At 61.8% G+C, this 18,054-nt stretch carries 16 protein-coding genes; 6 read left to right on the forward strand and 10 right to left on the reverse strand.

Going from position 1 to position 18,054, the window contains the following annotated elements; all coding sequences use genetic code 11:
- Positions 1-32: 32 nt before the first annotated feature.
- Genes ACMDB8_RS18705 through ACMDB8_RS18715 form a run of 3 tightly spaced genes read right to left on the reverse strand, consistent with a single transcriptional unit; the run spans position 33 to position 2,335 of the window.
- Positions 33-1,346 (reverse strand): sensor histidine kinase, encoded by a 1,314-nt coding sequence (locus ACMDB8_RS18705; RefSeq protein ID WP_056722509.1) that lies wholly within the window; start codon positions 1,344-1,346, stop codon positions 33-35.
- Entirely contained in the window at positions 1,343-2,011 is a 669-nt protein-coding gene (locus tag ACMDB8_RS18710; RefSeq protein WP_056722511.1) for a response regulator transcription factor, read from the reverse strand. The genes ACMDB8_RS18705 and ACMDB8_RS18710 overlap by 4 nt, the downstream gene beginning before the upstream one ends.
- A 3-nt stretch (positions 2,012-2,014) precedes the next feature.
- A complete protein-coding gene (locus tag ACMDB8_RS18715; RefSeq protein WP_056722513.1) occupies positions 2,015-2,335 on the reverse strand; it encodes a PepSY domain-containing protein in 321 nt (106 codons plus the stop codon).
- 307 nt (positions 2,336-2,642) lie between these two features.
- Between ACMDB8_RS18715 and ACMDB8_RS18720 the strand changes: the two genes are divergently transcribed.
- The 4 genes from ACMDB8_RS18720 (at position 2,643) to codA (ending at position 6,059) form a co-directional block, all read left to right on the forward strand.
- Positions 2,643-3,722: a patatin-like phospholipase family protein gene (locus ACMDB8_RS18720; protein WP_409078886.1), complete on the forward strand. Its 1,080-nt coding sequence runs from the start codon at positions 2,643-2,645 to the stop codon at positions 3,720-3,722.
- 75 nt (positions 3,723-3,797) lie between these two features.
- Positions 3,798-4,154 (forward strand): 6-carboxytetrahydropterin synthase QueD, encoded by a 357-nt coding sequence (queD, locus tag ACMDB8_RS18725; protein ID WP_046042818.1) that lies wholly within the window; start codon positions 3,798-3,800, stop codon positions 4,152-4,154.
- 208 nt (positions 4,155-4,362) lie between these two features.
- Positions 4,363-4,719, forward strand: coding sequence for an alpha/beta fold hydrolase (locus ACMDB8_RS18730; protein ID WP_056722517.1), 357 nt, complete (start codon positions 4,363-4,365; stop codon positions 4,717-4,719).
- A 95-nt stretch (positions 4,720-4,814) separates the two neighbouring features.
- Positions 4,815-6,059, forward strand: coding sequence for a cytosine deaminase (gene codA / locus ACMDB8_RS18735; RefSeq protein ID WP_056722519.1), 1,245 nt, complete (start codon positions 4,815-4,817; stop codon positions 6,057-6,059).
- Positions 6,060-6,190: 131 nt separating this feature from the next.
- Here the strand turns inward: codA and ACMDB8_RS18740 are convergent, their stop codons facing one another.
- A complete protein-coding gene (locus tag ACMDB8_RS18740) occupies positions 6,191-7,183 on the reverse strand; it encodes a diaminopimelate epimerase (protein WP_056722521.1) in 993 nt (330 codons plus the stop codon).
- Positions 7,184-7,348: 165 nt separating this feature from the next.
- Between ACMDB8_RS18740 and ACMDB8_RS18745 the strand changes: the two genes are divergently transcribed.
- The gene (locus tag ACMDB8_RS18745) at positions 7,349-8,500 is read left to right on the forward strand and encodes an MFS transporter (RefSeq protein ID WP_056722522.1); all 1,152 of its coding nucleotides are present in this window, start codon (positions 7,349-7,351) and stop codon (positions 8,498-8,500) included.
- 83 nt (positions 8,501-8,583) lie between these two features.
- Here the strand turns inward: ACMDB8_RS18745 and ACMDB8_RS18750 are convergent, their stop codons facing one another.
- From ACMDB8_RS18750 to ACMDB8_RS18760, 3 genes are all read right to left on the reverse strand, one after another.
- Positions 8,584-11,007, reverse strand: coding sequence for a TonB-dependent siderophore receptor (locus ACMDB8_RS18750; RefSeq protein WP_056722525.1), 2,424 nt, complete (start codon positions 11,005-11,007; stop codon positions 8,584-8,586).
- A 98-nt stretch (positions 11,008-11,105) separates the two neighbouring features.
- The gene (locus ACMDB8_RS18755; protein ID WP_409078887.1) at positions 11,106-12,089 is read right to left on the reverse strand and encodes a FecR family protein; all 984 of its coding nucleotides are present in this window, start codon (positions 12,087-12,089) and stop codon (positions 11,106-11,108) included.
- Between the two features lie 145 nt (positions 12,090-12,234).
- Entirely contained in the window at positions 12,235-12,735 is a 501-nt protein-coding gene (locus ACMDB8_RS18760; RefSeq protein ID WP_056722530.1) for a sigma-70 family RNA polymerase sigma factor, read from the reverse strand.
- A gap of 233 nt (positions 12,736-12,968) precedes the next feature.
- On the opposite strand from ACMDB8_RS18760, the gene tynA reads away from it, so the two are divergent.
- Positions 12,969-15,257 carry a primary-amine oxidase gene (gene tynA, locus ACMDB8_RS18765; RefSeq protein WP_409078888.1) on the forward strand — a complete coding sequence of 763 codons (2,289 nt, stop codon included), beginning with the start codon at positions 12,969-12,971 and terminating at the stop codon, positions 15,255-15,257.
- A 93-nt stretch (positions 15,258-15,350) separates the two neighbouring features.
- Here the strand turns inward: tynA and feaR are convergent, their stop codons facing one another.
- The 3 genes from feaR to paaY form a co-directional block, all read right to left on the reverse strand.
- Positions 15,351-16,265 carry a transcriptional regulator FeaR gene (feaR, locus tag ACMDB8_RS18770; RefSeq protein ID WP_056722536.1) on the reverse strand — a complete coding sequence of 305 codons (915 nt, stop codon included), beginning with the start codon at positions 16,263-16,265 and terminating at the stop codon, positions 15,351-15,353.
- A gap of 101 nt (positions 16,266-16,366) precedes the next feature.
- Positions 16,367-17,290: a phenylacetic acid degradation operon negative regulatory protein PaaX gene (gene paaX / locus ACMDB8_RS18775; protein WP_008003007.1), complete on the reverse strand. Its 924-nt coding sequence runs from the start codon at positions 17,288-17,290 to the stop codon at positions 16,367-16,369.
- Positions 17,291-17,429: 139 nt separating this feature from the next.
- Complete coding sequence (gene paaY / locus ACMDB8_RS18780; RefSeq protein ID WP_056722537.1) at positions 17,430-18,026, reverse strand: phenylacetic acid degradation protein PaaY; 597 nt, start codon at positions 18,024-18,026, stop codon at positions 17,430-17,432.
- Positions 18,027-18,054: the final 28 nt, after the last annotated feature.

The following is an 18,054-nucleotide window of genomic DNA, read 5'->3' on the forward strand; positions in this document are numbered from 1 at the left end:
GGGAGCGAGCAAGCCCGCTCCCACAATGGACCTCAGTGTCTGGGCAATTCGATGACGACCTTCAGCCCGCACCACTCGCTTTCCAGCAACGACAGTCTGCCGCCCCAGCTATCGACGATGTCGCGCACGATACCCAGCCCCAAACCATGCCCATGGGTTTGCTCGTCCAGGCGCGTGCCTCGGCCGAACACCTGATCGCGACGCTCTTCGGGAATCCCCGGGCCGTCATCTTCCACGCCGAGTTCAAAGCCCTCTGCAGTCTCGGCCACACTCAGGCGAACCTCGGCATCGGCCCACTTGCAGGCGTTATCCAGCAGGTTGCCCAACAGTTCCAGCAGGTCCTCGCGATCCCAGGGCAATTGCAGGCCGGCGGGTGCGCGGTAGCTCAGTGCCAGGTGGTCGCCATGGATCATGTTCAGCGTGGCCAGCAAGCCGGGGAGCTCGGCATCGCAATCAAACAGGGCGCCCGGCAACGCATCGCCGGACAACCGCGCACGATTGAGTTCCCGATTGAGTCGCTGCTGGACTTGTTCCAGTTGTTCCTTGAGGGTCTTGCGCAATTGCGGGTGCGCGTCGAGTTGCTCGCTTGAAGCCAGGCTCAACAGCACCGCCAGCGGGGTTTTCAAGGCGTGGCCGAGGTTGCCCAGGGCATTGCGTGAGCGCTTGAGGCTGTCCTCGGTGTGGGCCAGCAAATGGTTGATCTGCGCCACCAGTGGCTCCAGTTCCACCGGCACCCGATCGTCGAGTTGCGAGCGCTGGCCCTGTTGCAGCTGCGCAATCTGCTCACGGGCCTGCTCCAGCGGACGCAAGGCCCGGCGCACGGTAATCCGTTGCAGCAGCAGAATCAGCAACAGCGCTGTCAAACCGAGGCCAAACCCGAGCTGTTGCATGCGCCGGAAGCTTTCGCGTATCGGCGTGTAATCCTCGGCGACACTGATGGAGATCGGCACCCCCGAACGTCGATAGTCCGTGCGCAGCACCAGTAACTGTTGCCCTTCCGGCCCCAGTTGCAGGTTGCCATGCAGACCGGGTTGATCGAGCACCGGCAGTTCCTGATCCCAAAGGGAACGGGAACGCCAATGGCCATCGGTGAAATCGATGCGGAAATAATGCCCGGAGAATGGCCGCTGATAGGCCGGTGACAGGCGCCGCTCATCCAGCTGCAAACCTTGCGGCCCGCGCACCAGCGCCGCCAGCAGGTTCTCGCTGTCATTGCGCAACCCGGCTTCGAGGTAACGCTGCAACCCCATTTCGAACAACCACAGGCTGGTTTGCGCCAGCACCAGGCCAACGACCACCATCACGCTGATCAGGCCCAGGCTCAAGCGGCGCTGGATCGATCTCACCGGGCTTGCCCGCCGAACAGGTAACCCTGGCCGCGACGGGTTTCAATCACACTTTTGCCGAGTTTGCGGCGCAAGTGGTTGACGTGGACTTCCAGCACATTGGAATCGCGCTCGGTTTCACCGTCGTAGAGGTGTTCGGCAAGGTGGCCTTTGGAGAGGATCTGCTCGGGGTGCAGCATGAAATAACGCAACAGGCGAAACTCCGCGGCGGTCAGCTGAATGTCCGCACCGTCGCGCACAACGCACTGGCGACCTTCGTCCAGATGCAGCCCGGCAGCCTTGAGCGTTGGCTGGTTGACCTGGCCATGGGAGCGGCGCAGCAACGCCTGGATGCGCAAAAACAGCTCTTCGGGATGAAATGGCTTGGTCAGGTAATCGTCGGCGCCGGCCTTGAGGCCTTCGATGCGTTCGGCCCAGGAGTCCCGGGCCGTCAGGATCAGCACCGGCGTGGCCAGCCCCGCCGCGCGCCATTGCGCCAGCACCTCAAGCCCCGGCACACCGGGCAAACCGAGGTCGAGGATGATCAGGTCATAAGGCTCGGTGCTGCCCTGATGCACAGCATCGCGACCATCGGCCAGCCAGTCCACCGCATAGCCCTGGCGGTTGAGGCCGGCCAGCAGTTCGTCGGCCAGGGGCACATGGTCTTCCACCAGGAGCAAACGCATGGATCAGTCTTCCTCGTCTTTCAATAATCGGCCGTCAGTCGCATCGATGTGCAGCTCACGGACCACGCCTTCGGGGGTCAGCAATTCGACATCATAAAGGTAGATGTTGTGCTTCTCTTCGAGTTCGGCTTCCAGCAGTTTTGCGCCGGGGTAGCGATCCATCGCTTGCTGCAGCAGTTGCTCCAGCGGCAGGATCACGCCCTGTTGACGCAGGCGCAGGGCTTCATCCTGATCCAGGTCGCGGGCCATCACTGCCGAGCAAAATGCCAGAAGCAGCAGCGCCATTCTGCGTGCGACACATCGATTGAGTAGAAACACCTTCATTACCAATCCTGATGATCCTTGAGTCACTGCCCGCTGACCGGGTCTAATTCCATGCCCGGTGCGAGTGGTGTGAGCGTCTCGAAAGCCACAATGGTACCAGCGATGCGCTATCCCAGCGTTGCGTCGGGTCCAGGCGAGCCACCTTAACCCGCTGAACTTAATTGAAACTGAATTGCCATCATTGCTGACACCACAACCCCGCAGGAGCTGCCGAAGGCTGCGATCCTTTCTCACTTTCACTTGAGTCGCCAGGCAAAAGACCTAAAGATCGCAGCCTTCGGCAGCTCCTACACACTTCGAGAGCGCAATGACCGCCATCCACATCAAGTTCCCGTCCCTGACCCTCAAAGCCGGCCCACAAGCCTTTGCGCGCATCCGGGACAACGGCTTGAACGCCGCCGACGTCGGCACCTTGCCGGGCGCGGCTGGCGGGCCGAAGGCGCTGGGGATTCAGGGTCTGGACCTGGCGCTGTTCGGCGAGTGGCTGCCGGCGGCACTGCGGGAACGCTCGCTGATTGGCGCATCGGTGGGTTCCTGGCGCTTCGCCAGCGCCTGCCTGCCGGACGCCGCCGAAGGCATCCGGCGTCTCGGGCAGCTGTACACCGAGCAACACTTTGCCAAGGGCGTGACCATGGCGCAGATCAGCCAGAGCTCACAGCGCATGCTCAATGACCTGCTCGACGGTCGCGATGCCTCGATCCTCAGTAACAGCCATTACCGCCTGAACATCATGGTGGTCAAAAGCCACGGTTTGCTGGCCGACGATCATCGCGGCCGCCTGGGACTGGGCCTGTCATCGGTCATCGCCGACAACCTGCGTGGCCGGGCGCGGCTGGCACGACACTTCGAACGCCTGATCATCCACGACCCGCGCCTGGCGCCGCCGGTCGATGCCTTGAATGACTTCCCGTCGCGCTTCGTCGCCCTCAATGCCGGTAATTTGCGCCAGGCCCTGCTGGCCTCGGGCTCGATCCCGATGGTGATGCAAGGCGTGCGCGACCTGCCGGGCGCCGGCGCCGGGACCTTCCGCGACGGTGGTCTGCTGGATTACCACCTGGACCTGCCCTACAGCGGCAACGACATCGTGCTGTACCCGCACTTCACCGACCGGGTGATCCCGGGCTGGTTCGACAAGACCCTGCCGTGGCGCCGCGCCTGCCCGGCTCGCTTGCAGAACGTGCTGTTGCTGGCACCATCGAAGGAATACCTGGCGCGCCTGCCCTACGGCAAACTGCCGGACCGAAACGACTTCAAGCGCTTCATAGGCGATGCCCCGAGCCGGCAGAAATATTGGCGCACGACCATGGACGAAAGTCGCCGCCTGGGGGACGAGTTCCTCGAACTGGCCGCCAACGGTCGCCTCGGCGAGCGCTTGCTGACCCTTTAGTCAGGACAAACTGCTAAACTCGCCGCCTGCCCGAATCGCTGCGGCGAACGCCACCTGAACAGAGCTGAAAACACTGTGGAAATCTTCAAGGAATTTACTTTCGAATCCGCCCATCGCCTGCCCCACGTCCCGGACGGCCACAAGTGCGGGCGCCTGCACGGTCACTCGTTCAAAGTGGCCATCCACCTGAGCGGCGACCTCGACCCGCACACCGGCTGGATCCGTGACTTCTCGGAAATCAAGGCGATCTTCAAGCCGCTGTACGAGCGCCTGGACCACAACTACCTGAACGACATTCCCGGCCTGGAAAACCCGACCAGCGAAGTGTTGGCCAAGTTTATCTGGCAGGAATTGAAGCCTCTGCTGCCGGAACTGAGCGCGATTCGGATCCACGAGACCTGCACCAGCGGTTGCATCTATCGCGGCGAGTAAGCCAGACATTACAAGTAACCTGTGGGAGCGAGCTTGCTCGCGATGACGGCGGCACATCCAACATCGATGTGCCTGACCCACCGCTATCGCGAGCAAGCTCGCTCCCACAAGGGAATGCGTTTCGTCAGTCGATCAAGCAAGCCACCTTCATAGGTGGTTTTTTTATGCCTATGCTTTTTGCCTCTTCCCCCGCCAAGAGGACAAGCCCATGACTGACTGGCCACTGGATCAGGTCTTCGAGTTCAACGGACATCAGGTGCGCCATGCCGTGCGCGGCGACGGCCCGCCGCTGGTGTTCGTGCATGGCACGCCGTTTTCTTCTTTCGTGTGGCACCGGATCGCGCCGTATTTCACGACGACTCACCGGATTCGCTGCCCGGTGCAGATTCTCTGGGGTGAAGACGACCAATGGATTCCCATTGAACGCGGGCAGGCGCTGCATCGGATGATTCCCGGATCGCTGTTTTATCCGATACCCAACGCCGGTCATCTGGTTCAGGAAGATGCGCCCGAGGCGGTCGTCGCCGCTCTTATGGGATTTTTACCCCTGCAACAATCCTCCTGAACAAACCCGCTCCCACATTTTGAACTGGCGGGATTCGCCGCTGGCGAGCTAACGTAAGGGTATCGCCTGAACGATTCGCCAAAAGGATCTGCCCGATGCACATCATCAACGCCCGTCTGCGCAACCAGGAAGGCCTGCATGAGTTGAACCTGGAAAACGGCCTGATCAGCAGCATCGGCCGCCAGATCGAAGCCCCGACCCTGGGCCCTGACGATCTGGACGCCGGTGGCAATCTGGTGGTGCCCCCCTTTGTCGAGCCGCACATCCACCTCGACGCCACCCTGACCGCCGGCGAACCGCGCTGGAACATGAGCGGCACGCTGTTCGAAGGCATCGAATGCTGGGGCGAACGCAAGGCCACCATCACCGAGGAAGACACCAAGGCCCGGGCCAAGAAAACCATCCAGGCCCTCGCCGCCCACGGCATCCAGCATGTGCGCACCCACGTCGACGTCACCGACCCGCAACTGACCGCGCTCAAGGCCATGCTCGAAGTGCGCGAGGAAAGCCGGCACCTGGTCGACCTGCAAATCGTCGCCTTTCCCCAGGAAGGCATCGAGTCCTACCGCAATGGTCGCGAACTGATGGAAGAAGCCATCCGCATGGGCGCGGACGTGGTGGGCGGCATTCCGCATTTTGAATACACCCGCGATCAGGGCGTCAGCTCGGTAAAGTTCCTCATGGACCTGGCCGAACGCAGCGGTTGCCTGGTGGACGTGCATTGCGACGAAACCGACGACCCGCACTCACGTTTTCTCGAGGTGCTCGCCGAAGAGGCCCGCAGCCGCGACATGGGTTCGCGGGTCACGGCCAGCCACACCACGGCCATGGGCTCTTACGACAACGCCTACTGCGCCAAACTGTTTCGCTTGCTCGGGCATTCGGGGATCAGCTTTGTCTCCTGCCCCACCGAAAGCATCCACCTGCAAGGTCGCTTCGACAGTTTCCCGAAACGCCGGGGTGTGACCCGGGTCAACGAGTTGCTGGAAGCGGGCATGAACGTGTGCTTCGGCCAGGACTCGATCGTCGATCCGTGGTATCCGCTGGGCAACGGCAACATTCTGCGGGTGCTCGAAGCCGGCCTGCACATCTGCCACATGCTCGGTTATCGCAACCTGCAAAGTGCGCTGGACCTGGTGACGGACAATAGCGCCAAAGCCATGAACCTCGGCGATCGTTATGGCCTGGAGCGCGGGCGGCCGGCGAACCTGCTGATTCTGTCGGCGGAGAGCGATTACGAGGTGATCCGCAGCCAGGGGTTGCCGCTGTACTCGGTGCGCGATGGCAAGGTGCTGATGAAGCGGACGATGCCGGTGGTGGAGTTCAGTGGGCTGAGCTGAGTCTGGTGTTGACCGAGCTGGCCTCTTCGCGAGCAAGCTCGCTCCCACAGTTGATCTTCAGTGAATACAGAGTCTGTGTACGACAAAGATCCAGTGTGGGAGCGAGCTTGCTCGCGATGGCAATCTAAAAATCAATCGATCATTCGAGCCGTACCAAACAGACTGACCCGACTCAATTCCCCCAAATCCTCTTCCAGCAAGATCGGCGCCGTGCCACCCGGCATCGTCACCTTCACTTCACCAGCAGTCACCCAACCTACCCGCCAAGCCGCACAGGCCACCGCGCTGGCACTGGTCCCCGACGACGCCGTCGGCCCCTCGCCCCGCTCGAATACCCGCGCGGCGATGTGCCCTTCGGACAAACGCATGGCCCATTGCAGGTTGATTCCCGCCGGACAAGGTTTGCCTGCACCGACCGGCATGGCGTAGGCAATCCGCGTCAGCCCATCACCCAGCGCCGGCTCGCGCATCTGCTCGTTGCTCGGCAGGTCCCCGGCACTTTCCACCAGCGTCACGCAATGGGGATTGCCGACCCGCGCGAACTGACTGCGCAACCATGCGCTATTGAGTGCCGACAACTGTTTAACGTGGCTGAGTTCACGACCGTTGAGCTCCACTGCTTCAACCCCGTGAGCACTGACCGCCGACGGCCCGAACCGCGGCTGGCCCAGATCGAGCCAGAACCCCTTCACGCCCTCGACCTCTGCAGTTCTCACTGAAGTCTGCCCCGGCGAAGGCGTATCAGCCTTGTCGTGGTGAACCCTGAGCAGACAGGCTTCGCTCTGCGGCAATAGCCCTTGATCGCTGAGGGCCTGGGAAAAAATCGTCAGCCCGTTGCCGCTGCGCTCGGCCAGGGTACCGTCGGTGTTGACGATCAACAGATCAAAGGGTGGCGACGCCTGAAATGGTCCGACCAGCAAACCGTCGCTGCGATGATCCTTGCTGCCGGGCGGTTGAGTGCCTGGAGCCCAGCTGCAACAAGCCTCGATCGCGGCTAGCGCCCAGGCTTCGAGGGTTTGCGCTGCCTGGCTGGCCTGATCGGGCAGGTCGATACCCTGGCGGCGCAGTTCTTCGGGCGCTACCACGATGTAAATGTTGCCCCGTGCATCGTACCGCTGCGCCATGGCGCCCTCCGCGAGTCATTGGAATGGCTCAACATATCGCGAAAAACAACGGCGCTGTGCAACCATGTCGCCCTGTTTGACCGTAAAACTTTCCGGGCAATGATCGAACCCTCCCAGGTCGATCACTGTCCGTTGAGGACGCGACGCTTTTTGCCAAGGATTGTTATGACCAGCCTCAACAGCCAGACCACCTTCGTTCCCGGCCGCCTGGAACAGATGTCCACGCGCATCGGATTTTTCATCGCCGGGGTCGGCATCGCCGCGTGGGCGCCGCTGGTGCCCTATGCCAAGGCACGGGCCGGACTGGATGAAGGCACTTTGGGATTGTTGCTGCTGTGCCTGGGGGTGGGTTCGATACTGGCGATGCCGTTGGCCGGGATCCTGGCCACACGTTTCGGCTGCCGGCGGGTGACGGCCGGCGGGACCCTGCTGATCTGTGCCGCCCTGCCGCTGCTGGCGACGGTGTCGTCGATTCCGGCGCTGATCGCCGCGTTGTTCATGTTCGGCGCGGGGCTCGGCACCGTGGATTCGACGGTCAACCTGCAAGCGGTGATCGTCGAGCGCGCCAGCGGCAAGAACATGATGTCGGGGTTCCATGGCTTGTTCAGCCTGGGCGGGATTGTCGGTGCGGCGGGTGTCAGCGGGTTGCTTGGCCTGGGAATTTCACCCCTGGGGGCGACGCTGGTGGTGATCGTGTTGCTGCTGATCGCACTGGCCAGGGCCGTGCCGCATCTGCTGCCCTACGGCAGCGAGAGTTCGGGGCCGGCGTTTGCGGTGCCCCATGGCATCGTTCTGTTCATCGGCGGCATGTGCTTCATCGTGTTCCTCGCCGAAGGCGCGGCGCTGGACTGGAGTGCGGTGTTCCTGACGCAGGAGCGTGGCATCGACACGGCGTATGCGGGGCTCGGTTATGCCGCGTTTGCCCTGACCATGACGGCCGGGCGCTTGACCGGTGACAAAATCGTGCGGCGCCTGGGCGCGACGCAGGTGATTGTGTTCGGCGGGCTGACAGCTGCTGCAGGCTTGTTTCTGGCGACATTCGCACCGAGCTGGGAGGCGGCGCTGGCGGGTTATGCGCTGCTGGGTGCCGGTTGCTCGAACATTGTGCCGGTGCTGTACACCGCGGTCGGCAAACAGACGGTCATGCCCGAAAGCATCGCCGTGCCGGCCATTACCACCCTGGGTTATGCGGGCATCCTGGCAGGCCCCGCCGTCATCGGCTTCGTCGCCCATGGCAGCAGCTTGAGCTTTGCCTTTGCCTTGATGGCGCTGTTGCTGGTGGCGGTGGCCGTTGGCGGGAAAGTGTTGAAGGTCTGAAAAGCTTCCACCGGTAAGCCCCGTACCCAATGTGGGATCGGCGGTGCGGCGATCCCACAGGGTTCTTGGTACACCTCGGTCTATCAGAACCCGACACTGGCCTGCACAAAGAACGTGCGCGGCGCACCGACGTACATGCCCGAGTTGTTGTCGCTGGAACGGGTGAAATACTGCTTGTCGAAGATGTTCTTCACCCCCGCCCCCAGTTTCAGGTTCGACACCTGCGGACCGAAGTCATAGCCGGCACGTGCGTTCCAGAGCACGTAACCCGGGATATCACCGAACTGGCCGTCAGCGGTGCCTTCGGTGATGTAGTTGCCGTTGAAGCTGCCATCGGCGTTCACGCCGGTGCCCGGCGAGCGCTGCTTGGACTGGGCGAACGCATCGAGGTTGTAAGTCCAGCGGTTGACGTCGTAACGCAGGCCGGCGGTGGCCACCTGGCGAGAGTAGAACGGCAGGTCACGGCCCTTGAAGCCCGGGATCTCACCTTCGTAGGTGGCACGGGTGTAGGTGAAACCGGCGTTGGCGGTCAAGCCGTCGAGCATCGGGTTCAGCGCGGCCATGTCGTAGTGCACCGAGGCTTCGATCCCCTGGTGCTTGGTCGCGCCGAGGTTGGTCCAGCCCACGTCATTGCTGATGTATTGCAGTTCGTCGTCGAAGTCGATGTAGAACAGCGTCACCTCACCGCCCCACACGTCATCGTTGTAGCGCGTACCGATCTCGTAGGTCTTGGCCTTTTCCGGCTCCAGGCCGTTGGCGGGCTCATCACCGATACCGCCCTGCCCCAGCTGGAAATACTGCAGCGCGCCGAATGAGGTTTCGTAGTTGGCGAACAGTTTCCAGGCATCGGACATGTGATACATCACGCTCAGGGCCGGCAGCGGTTCGTTGCTTTCGATGCTGCGTTTTTTCTCCGGCACCCGCTTACCGGCGTTATCCAGCACCGGGCGGTCGTGCCAGTCGGTGCTGATGTGCTCGAAGCGAATACCCGGGGTGACGGTCCAGTTGCCAACGTCGATCTTGTTGTCGACGTAGACCGAATTGGCCTCGGTGCCACCGGTGCGGTCCTGATAGACATGGCCGTCCGCCCCCGGACGCACCACTGGCTGGTTGTCGACCAGCGCCACTCGGCTGGCCTCTTCGTGCATGGCCTCTTTCAGGTAGCGATAACCGACACTGACTTCCTGGGTGGTCGGGCCCACATCAAACACATGGGACACCCGTGGTTCGATACCGTAGGTGTAGTAGCTGCGCGGATAGGAGTTGAGTGTGTTCAGGTCCCGCGAGGCAATGGTGCTGCCACGAAAGCTGTCGGTGTAATAGGTCAGCACTTCGGCCTGGGTGCGATCGTCGATCTGCCGCGCCCACTTGAACGACACATCCTTGCGCCGGCCGCTGAAGCTGTCGTAGTCGCGTACCGACTGGAACGGGTCGGCGTCGTACTGCGCCTGGTTCAGGCCGCCGGGCATGTCGGCCTTGGCATCGTAGTAGTGGAAGTTGAGGCTGAAATCGTCGACATCGGTCGGCGCCCAATGGGTCTTGAGGATCACGTCGTCGATGTCGTTGCCGTTGTTGCTTTCACGGTAACCGTTGCCGTTCACCCCGGAGTACAACAACGCCACGCCCATGCCGTTGTCGGCGGTACCACCCATGAACGCGGTGTCGATGTGCTTCCAGCCACCGTGCCGGGAAGTTTCCAGGGTGGTGCCGATTTCCGCCGAGGCTTGCTCCGGGATCGCGCGGGTCACGAAATTGATCACGCCACCGACGTTTTGCGGCCCGTAGCGTACGGAACCGGCACCGCGCACCACGTCGATGCTGTCGAGGTTGCCGGAGGAAATCGGCGCCATGGACAGTTGCGGCTGGCCGTAAGGCGCGAACGCCGCCGGGATGCCGTCGATCAGCACGGTGGAGCGTGGCGACAGGCGCGAAGTCAGGCCGCGCACGCCGACGTTCAGGGAAATGTCGCTGCCACCGGTACCGTTGGCATCCTGCACTTGCACGCCCGGGACACGTTTGAGTACGTCGCCGACGTTCATCGCGCCCTGCTCGACCATGGCTTCGCGGCGCACCACGGTGCGTGCGCCGGGGTGGTTCTGCACCACGGCGGCATCGGCGTCGCCGAGCCAGTCGCCGACCACCTTGATGTCAGTCACGCCCAGTTCCAGTGGGCCGTTGGCCGCCGAAGCGGGCGCCGGCATCAAGGTCACCGAACCTTCATCAATCTGGTATTGCAGGCCGCTGCCTTGCAGCAACTGGCGCAACGCATCTTCCGGGGAAAGGTTGCCATCCACCGCCGGGGCCTGCTTGCCGGCAACCAGTTCAGGGCTGAAGAACACCTGAAGCGAGGTTTGCTGGCCCAACTGACTCAGGGCTTGTCCCAGAGGTTGCGCCGGGATACGGATGCCGTCGGCGGCAAAGGCCTGGGGCAGCGCAATATTGACCGCGAGCGCAAGGGCCAGCGGCAACCAGGGGAGTTTGTTGTTTTTAGCGGTGGAGATTTTCACGTCGAACGTAATCCTGTGGATCGCAAGAGTGTGCGTTTGTTAATGCAAACCAGTTGCAGTTGAACAGGAAGACGATGAACTCGAAAAAAACCTGAATTTTATTTTGAAATTATTTCCTGGCTGCCATCGCCAAGGGTGCGCACGGCCACCGGCAGGATGCTCGGCAAGGCCTTGAGCAGCGCATCGGTGTTGTCGGATTTGAACACGCTGGTCAGGCGCAGATCGCCCACCGCTGCGCTGGCGACCTTGAGCGGCTTCTCGCGATAGCGCGAGACCTGCTCGGCGACATCGGCGAGGCTGGCGTTGTTGAACACCAGTTTGCCGCTGCGCCACGCGGTCATTTCCGTCGGGTTGACGGCATAAGCGGCGGCAACTCTGCCCTGGGCATCGACGTGGGTGCCAAGGCCCGCCGTCAGATTGATGAAATCGTTATCTCCCGCGTCGTGCCCTTGAACCTTGACGGTGCCCTGCTCCACCACCACCCGGATTTCGCGGGCGCCATGGCGCACGTCGAAGCGGGTGCCGGTGACCGTGACCTTGCCGCTGCCCGCCGCGACAACAAAGGGTCGGCTGGTGTCATGCTCGACGCTGAACATCGCTTCGCCTGCAGTCAATTCGACGTTGCGGCGATCCTTTTCAAAGCGCACCTGGATCCGGCTGCGGCTGTCCAGGTCGACCACCGAGCCGTCCGGCAACGCCACATGGCGGCGCTCATTCAGGGCTGTTGAAAACTCGGCGGTGTAAGGCACCGGATAATTCAGGCCGCTGAACAAGCCCAGGCCGAGCGCCACGGCCAGCACGCTGGCGGCCACCGCATAGCGCAGCACCGGACGAGGTTTTTTCAGCACCGGCGGAGATTCACACAGGGCCTGCAAACGCGCGGCCGGCACCAGGTCGGCGGCACTCCACAAGCCCTGGAGCACTTCGAATTCGTTGCGGTGCTGGGGGTGTTGGTCCAGCCAGAGCTCAAACCGGTGCCGCACTTCGACATCCACAACAGGCTCCTGCAAACGCACAAACCACTGCGCCGCGTCATCGCGAACCGCTGTCTGCCCGCACGCACAATCACGAGTATCCATCATGGAAGTTCCTGTTTGGCTGGGGAGGAGAATTCACGCCGCATCCTGGTGTAGGAGCTGCCGCAGGCTGCGATCTTTTGGCTGCTTTGAGACCGCTGAAGATCAAAAGATCGCAGCCTTCGGCAGCTCCTACGCAAGCCACCACACATCATGATTGCAGTCCTTCAAGGCGATCACGCAGGTGCCGAAGCGTGCGGATCATATACTTTTCCACCATGTTCCTGGACAGTCCCAGGCGTTCGGCGATTTCTGCCTGGGTCAGGCCCTCGATTTTCTGCCAGACAAACACCTTGCGGCAGTTGACCGGCAACTCGGTGAGCGCCTGCTCGATGGAATCAGCCAGCTGGATCGCATGCATGAAATGCTCCGGGTCGCCGGTCGGCGACTCACTGAGATCAATCGCCTCCGACTCCATGGCACCCCGCCGGTCCTCACGCCGATAACCATCCACGGCAATATTGCGCGCGGTCTGGTGCAAATACGCCCGGGGCTGTTGCACCACCGCCGAATCGGACTCAAGCACCCGCACGAAGGTGTCGTGGGCCAGGTCCTCGGCCTGCTGACGATTCCTCAGGCGACGGGTCCAGGTGCCAACCAACTCTTCGTAATGCTCGAAAAAGCCGTGTCTGCGGGGCAGCTTGAGGGTCATTGCGGCGTGCTGTGGAGACGGGGCGTGAATAGTAATGCTTCCTATTAACTCGAAGCAATGCTTTGCGGCTCCGCAGCCAGGCACTTTGTCCCCTTGCCATTGTGCATTTCGTCAGGAAAGCTGGATCGCGGCACGCAACCAAAGAAATCTGGCAGGCATTCAAAAGCAGCCATTGACGGGTTGTAACAGAGTGCAGGAGTGCCCGTACCCGGCTTTTCCCCAGGAATTCACCCATGTTCAGCCCCAAAGCGTCGCCCAAAAGAACACCGCTTGCCCGCCTGGCCCTGGCCATCACCCTGAGCGCCCTCGGCCTGCCTTTCTGGGCGAACACTGCCCAGGCCCACGGCGGTCAAGCAGAAATGGTGCCGCTGCAAGCGGGCCTTGAGGAGTTTGGCGCCACGGTGAAATGGGACGATTACGCCAATCTGTTCACCATTGCCAAGGACGGGGTCTACCTCAAGGTCAAGCCCGACAGCAAAGTGGCGATGCTCAACGGCAAGCGTATCGAGCTGACGGTGCCGGTGGTGTTCAAGGACCATACGGCGCTCATGTCCAAGGACTTTATCAACCAGGTGTTCCAGTCCGGACTGGACAAGACCTTCGTCGTCGAGACCCGCCCCAACCCGCTCAATCCCCTGAGTGCAGCCGAAATCAACACGGCCGTGGACATCGTCAGGAAATCGGAAAACTACAAGCCCGGTTTCCGCTTCACCGAAGTCTCGGTCAAGGAGCCGCCGAAGGATCAGGTGTGGAACTTCGTCTTCACCGGGCAGAACGTCGCCCAGGCGCGTGAGGCCTCAATCGTGGTGCTCGACGGCAAGCACGTGATCGAAGCCCTGGTCGACCTCGACAAGAAAGAACTCAAATCCTGGAAACCGATCGAGGGCGCCCACGGCATGGTACTGCTGGACGATTTCGCAACGGTGCAAACCGCCGTCGAGACCAGCCCGGAATATGCACAGGCCCTGGCCAAGCGCGGCATCAACGACGTGAAGAAGGTCGTAGCCACGCCGTTGACCGTCGGCTACTTCGACGGCAAGGACGGCCTGGCGCAGGACAAGCGCCTGCTGAAAATCGTCAGCTACCTCAATACCGGTGACGGCAACTACTGGGCGCACCCGATCGAGGGCCTGGTGGCGATTGTCGACCTGGAACAGAAAAAGCTGATCAAGATCGAAGACGAAGCGCTCATTCCGGTGCCGATGAAACCCACGCCTTATGACGGGCGCGGACGCCAGGGCGTGGCAGTCAAACCGCTGGAAATCATCGAGCCCGAGGGCAAGAACTACACCATCAGCGGCAACAGCATTCACTGGCAGAACTGGGACTTCCACGTTCGCCTCGATTCGCGGGTCGGCCCGATCCTGTCCACCGTCACCTACGACGACAAGGGCAGGAAGCGCAAAATCATGTACGAAGGTTCGCTGGGCGGCATGATCGTGCCTTACGGCGACCCGGACGTCGGCTGGTACTTCAAGGCCTACCTCGACTCCGGCGACTACGGCATGGGCACCCTGACGTCACCGATTGCCCGTGGCAAAGACGCCCCGCAAAACGCCGTGCTGCTGGACGCGACCATCGCCGACTACACCGGCGCACCGACCGCGATCCCGCGCGCCATGGCGGTGTTCGAGCGCTACGCCGGCCCCGAATACAAACACCAGGAAATGGGCCAGCCCAACCTCAGCACCGAGCGCCGTGAACTGGTGGTGCGCTGGATCAGCACCGTGGGCAACTACGACTACATCTTCGACTGGGTGTTCCAGCAGAACGGCACTATCGGCATCGACGCCGGCGCCACCGGCATCGAAGCGGTCAAGGGCGTGAAGTCCAAAACCATGCACGAAGACACCGCCAGGGAAGACACGCGCTACGGCACCCTGCTGGACCACAACATCGTCGGCACCACGCACCAGCACATCTACAACTTCCGCCTCGACATGGACGTGGACGGCGAGCAGAACTCACTGGTGGAAGTGAACCCGGTGGTGTTGCCGAACGACCGTGGCGGCCCGCGCTCCAGCACCATGCAGACCGAAACCAAAGTCGTCACAACCGAGCAACAGGCGGCGCAGAAATTCGACCCGTCGACCGTGCGCCTGCTGACCAACTTCAGCAAGGAGAACAAGGTCGGCAACCCGGTTTCCTATCAGTTGATTCCGTATGCCGGCGGCACCCACCCCGTGGCCAAGGGTGCCAACTTCGGCAAGGACGAATGGCTCTACCACCGCCTCAGCTTCATGGACAAGCAGCTGTGGGTGACGCAATACAACCCGGAAGAAAAATACCCGGAAGGCAAGTACCCGAACCGCTCGGACAAGGACTCGGGCCTGGGGCAGTTCACCCAGGACAACCACTCCATCGAGAACACCGACGATGTGGTCTGGCTGACCACCGGCACTACCCACATCGCCCGCGCCGAAGAGTGGCCGATCATGCCGACCGAGTGGGTGCATGTGCTGCTCAAGCCGTGGAACTTCTTCGATGAAACGCCGACGTTGAACCTCAGCTCGCCGAAGTAAACACAAAAAGATCGCAGCCTTCGGCAGCTCCTACAGGATCGGGTTTACACACCATCAATGTAGGAGCTGCCGAAGGCTGCGATCTTTTAAACTTCAACCATGCCGCTTGCGATACTCCCCCGGCGCAATGCCGAAGCGCGATTTGAACGCAGTGGAAAAGTAGCTCGAATCGGAAAAACCCCACGAATACCCCAGCACCGACAACTTCTCCTCCTTGCCTGACCGGCGCAGGGATTCGGCGCACAAATCCAGGCGTCGGTTCTTGATGTAGCGCGCCACCACCAATCCTTTCTTGGCAAACATCCGGTACAGGCCACGGGTGGACATGCCGACTTCCCGCGCCAGCCATTCCGGGCACAGGTCTTCGGAGCGAATGTTGTCGTCGATGCAGGTCAGCGTCTTGCGGAAGATCCGCTCATGGGCATCGCTGCTGTCGTCGGTCTGGCTGATCGCCGGGCGCAGCAGGCTGACGATCGCTTCCAGGGTCGCTTCGCTTTCCTGGCGGGTCAGGTGCTGCTGGCGGGTGGCATCGAGGATCAGCCGGTGCGAGAGCATTGCAATGGGCGATGTGGCGGCGATCCGGTGGCCGCACTTGACCTGATTGAAGCGCAGGGTTTGCTCGACCAGTTGATACGGCAGGATCAGCGACAACTGCCGGGAGTTTTCGCCGTAGGTGAAGTCGCTGGGCCGCGCGGCATCGATCAGCGTGATGTCGCCGGGGGACAGCAAGACCTTGTCGTTGCCCTGGGCCATGCCCGCTGTGCCTTCGAGCTGGAACACCGCGAAATACTTGCCGCCCTCGCCCGCCGCGACCTCCTGGGGCGTACGGTACAAACGCGCCTGGCACGCGTCGACGAAACTGAGCTTGAGCGCGTCGCTCTGGTATTCGCGGATGCGCCCGGCAAATTCGCTGCCCAGGGGTTGTGCGTTGAAGGCGCCACAGATCTGGTTGATCTGATGGATCCACTGGTCGAACCCATCATGGCGCTGTGCTGTTGTAGAAATCATGTCAGGCCTCACGCAGGCTTATTTTTATTGTCTACGTCAATCCACACGACATCGGATGCTTCGAATCTCCTGAACCGCACCATTCCCTGAACAATGACGTGCTATTTCAGTCCGCCAAAACGCCGATAGAAGCTTTCACCCACATCCGGCAACGGGCCGTCGGCCGTTTCCAGCGCGGCGTTCAGCCATTCTTCGGCCTTGGCATAGATCAAACGGTAAATGTTGCGGCACAACTGGCGGGCGGCGCGGCCTTCCCAATCGCCGGGCAGCAACTCATCCGGCAGTTGCGGGTCGCGCAGCAGCAGCTTGCGGTACTCGTGAATCAACAGCACCCGCGCCAGGAAACAGTCGGCCGGTTGCAGGTTTTCCTGCTCGCGCAGGGCTTGCCATAGCGGTCGGAACAACTGGATGAACTCGCTGTAGTGCGCGGCCAGTTCCTCGATGTTCCAGCTCTCGCGCACCTGCAGGCGCAGCGCCTTGGAGGCCAGTACGTCCTGGGCGGTGGTTTCGAAGACGATGGTGTCCTCCTGGACGCCGAGGTCGAGCAGGGTCGCGTTGACGTCGGAACGGTCGCTGCGCGGACAGGCCAGCACCACCGGCGAAATCGCGCCGAAGCCCTGCCACTCCAGCTCCTCGCGCACCTGTTTGCGTTTGTCCTGGGTCAGCTGCGAGAGCATCACCAGGCACCAGGAACCGTCCCAGGCCGGCATCGTGGTGCTGTAGACCCGCTTGAAGGCCTTGTCGAAACGCCGGCGACCGGTGCCGGTCAGGCTGTAGTAACTGCGACGACCGACTTTCTCGGCGGTCAGCCAGCCTTCCTTGGTCAGGCGAAAAATAGAGGTGCGGATCAGCCGCTCGTTGATGCCGATGGGCTCGAGTAACTGAATCAGGCTGCCCAGCCACACAGTGCCGCCATGGGGTTCGATGGCATCCCCGTACAACGTGATGATCAAGGAACTGGCGCGGATCGGCGTCTGCTCCTGGAAGCGGGTAATCAGATGGTTCAAGGGAGTCAGGGACGACATGGGCGTTCCGTGGGAAAAAAGAAAAGGAATATACCGAAACTCCGTAGGAGCTGCCGAAGGCTGCGATCTTTTGATTTTGTTTTTTGAAAGATCAAGATCAAAAGATCGTAGCCTTCGGCAGCTCCTACAGGGGTGGTGTTCATGAGGTACTGTCCTTTGGCCGCAACCCACTGTCACTGATCCGCGGGCGATCAGGCTCCGGTTCGCTCAGCGGTTCGCAGACCTGCATCTGCGTCAGGCAACGCTGGGCCAGTTGCTGATATTCCCGGGTGCCGGCCTGTTTCCATGCCACTTCCTGATCGCTGAGGCTGCGCTTGATGCTGGCCGGTGCGCCCATGACCAGCGACTGCTCCGGGCATTCGAAACCGGCCTTGACGAACGCCGCCGCCGAAACGAATGAACGCGAGCCGATCCGGGCGTTGTCCATCACCACCGCATTCATGCCCACCAGCGCATCGGCGCCGATCCGGCAACCGTGCAGCACCGCGCCGTGGCCGATGTGGCCGTTGCGTTCGACCACGGTGTCGCTGTCGGGAAAACCGTGCATCACGCAGGTGTCCTGCAGGTTGGCGCCCTCCTCCAGCACGATCCGCCCGAAGTCACCGCGCAGACTGGCCAGCGGACCGACATAGCAATGGGGGCCGATGATCACGTCACCGATCAATACGGCGGACGGGTGCACATAAGCGCTCGGATCAACCACCGGAGTCAGGCCATCAAGGCTGTAGCAGGTCATGGAAGCTTCCTTCACAAAGCGATGCAAA

Origin of the sequence: Pseudomonas monachiensis (genome assembly GCF_047345015.1) — a bacterium.
GTDB classification, from domain to species: Bacteria; Pseudomonadota; Gammaproteobacteria; order Pseudomonadales; family Pseudomonadaceae; genus Aquipseudomonas; species Aquipseudomonas monachiensis.

Excerpts from the sequence above, each read along its gene's own strand:
- ACMDB8_RS18710 (WP_056722511.1), bottom strand. The coding sequence starts at position 2,011 with ATGCGTTTGCTCCTGGTGGAAGACCATGTGCCCCTGGCCGACGAACTG.
- ACMDB8_RS18715 (WP_056722513.1), bottom strand. The coding sequence starts at position 2,335 with ATGAAGGTGTTTCTACTCAATCGATGTGTCGCACGCAGAATGGCGCTG.
- ACMDB8_RS18720 (WP_409078886.1), top strand. The coding sequence starts at position 2,643 with ATGACCGCCATCCACATCAAGTTCCCGTCCCTGACCCTCAAAGCCGGC.
- ACMDB8_RS18730 (WP_056722517.1), top strand. The coding sequence starts at position 4,363 with ATGACTGACTGGCCACTGGATCAGGTCTTCGAGTTCAACGGACATCAG.
- codA (WP_056722519.1), top strand. The coding sequence starts at position 4,815 with ATGCACATCATCAACGCCCGTCTGCGCAACCAGGAAGGCCTGCATGAG.
- ACMDB8_RS18740 (WP_056722521.1), bottom strand. The coding sequence starts at position 7,183 with ATGGCGCAGCGGTACGATGCACGGGGCAACATTTACATCGTGGTAGCG.
- ACMDB8_RS18745 (WP_056722522.1), top strand. The coding sequence starts at position 7,349 with ATGACCAGCCTCAACAGCCAGACCACCTTCGTTCCCGGCCGCCTGGAA.
- ACMDB8_RS18755 (WP_409078887.1), bottom strand. The coding sequence starts at position 12,089 with ATGATGGATACTCGTGATTGTGCGTGCGGGCAGACAGCGGTTCGCGAT.
- ACMDB8_RS18760 (WP_056722530.1), bottom strand. The coding sequence starts at position 12,735 with ATGACCCTCAAGCTGCCCCGCAGACACGGCTTTTTCGAGCATTACGAA.
- tynA (WP_409078888.1), top strand. The coding sequence starts at position 12,969 with ATGTTCAGCCCCAAAGCGTCGCCCAAAAGAACACCGCTTGCCCGCCTG.
- feaR (WP_056722536.1), bottom strand. The coding sequence starts at position 16,265 with ATGATTTCTACAACAGCACAGCGCCATGATGGGTTCGACCAGTGGATC.
- paaX (WP_008003007.1), bottom strand. The coding sequence starts at position 17,290 with ATGTCGTCCCTGACTCCCTTGAACCATCTGATTACCCGCTTCCAGGAG.
- paaY (WP_056722537.1), bottom strand. The coding sequence starts at position 18,026 with ATGACCTGCTACAGCCTTGATGGCCTGACTCCGGTGGTTGATCCGAGC.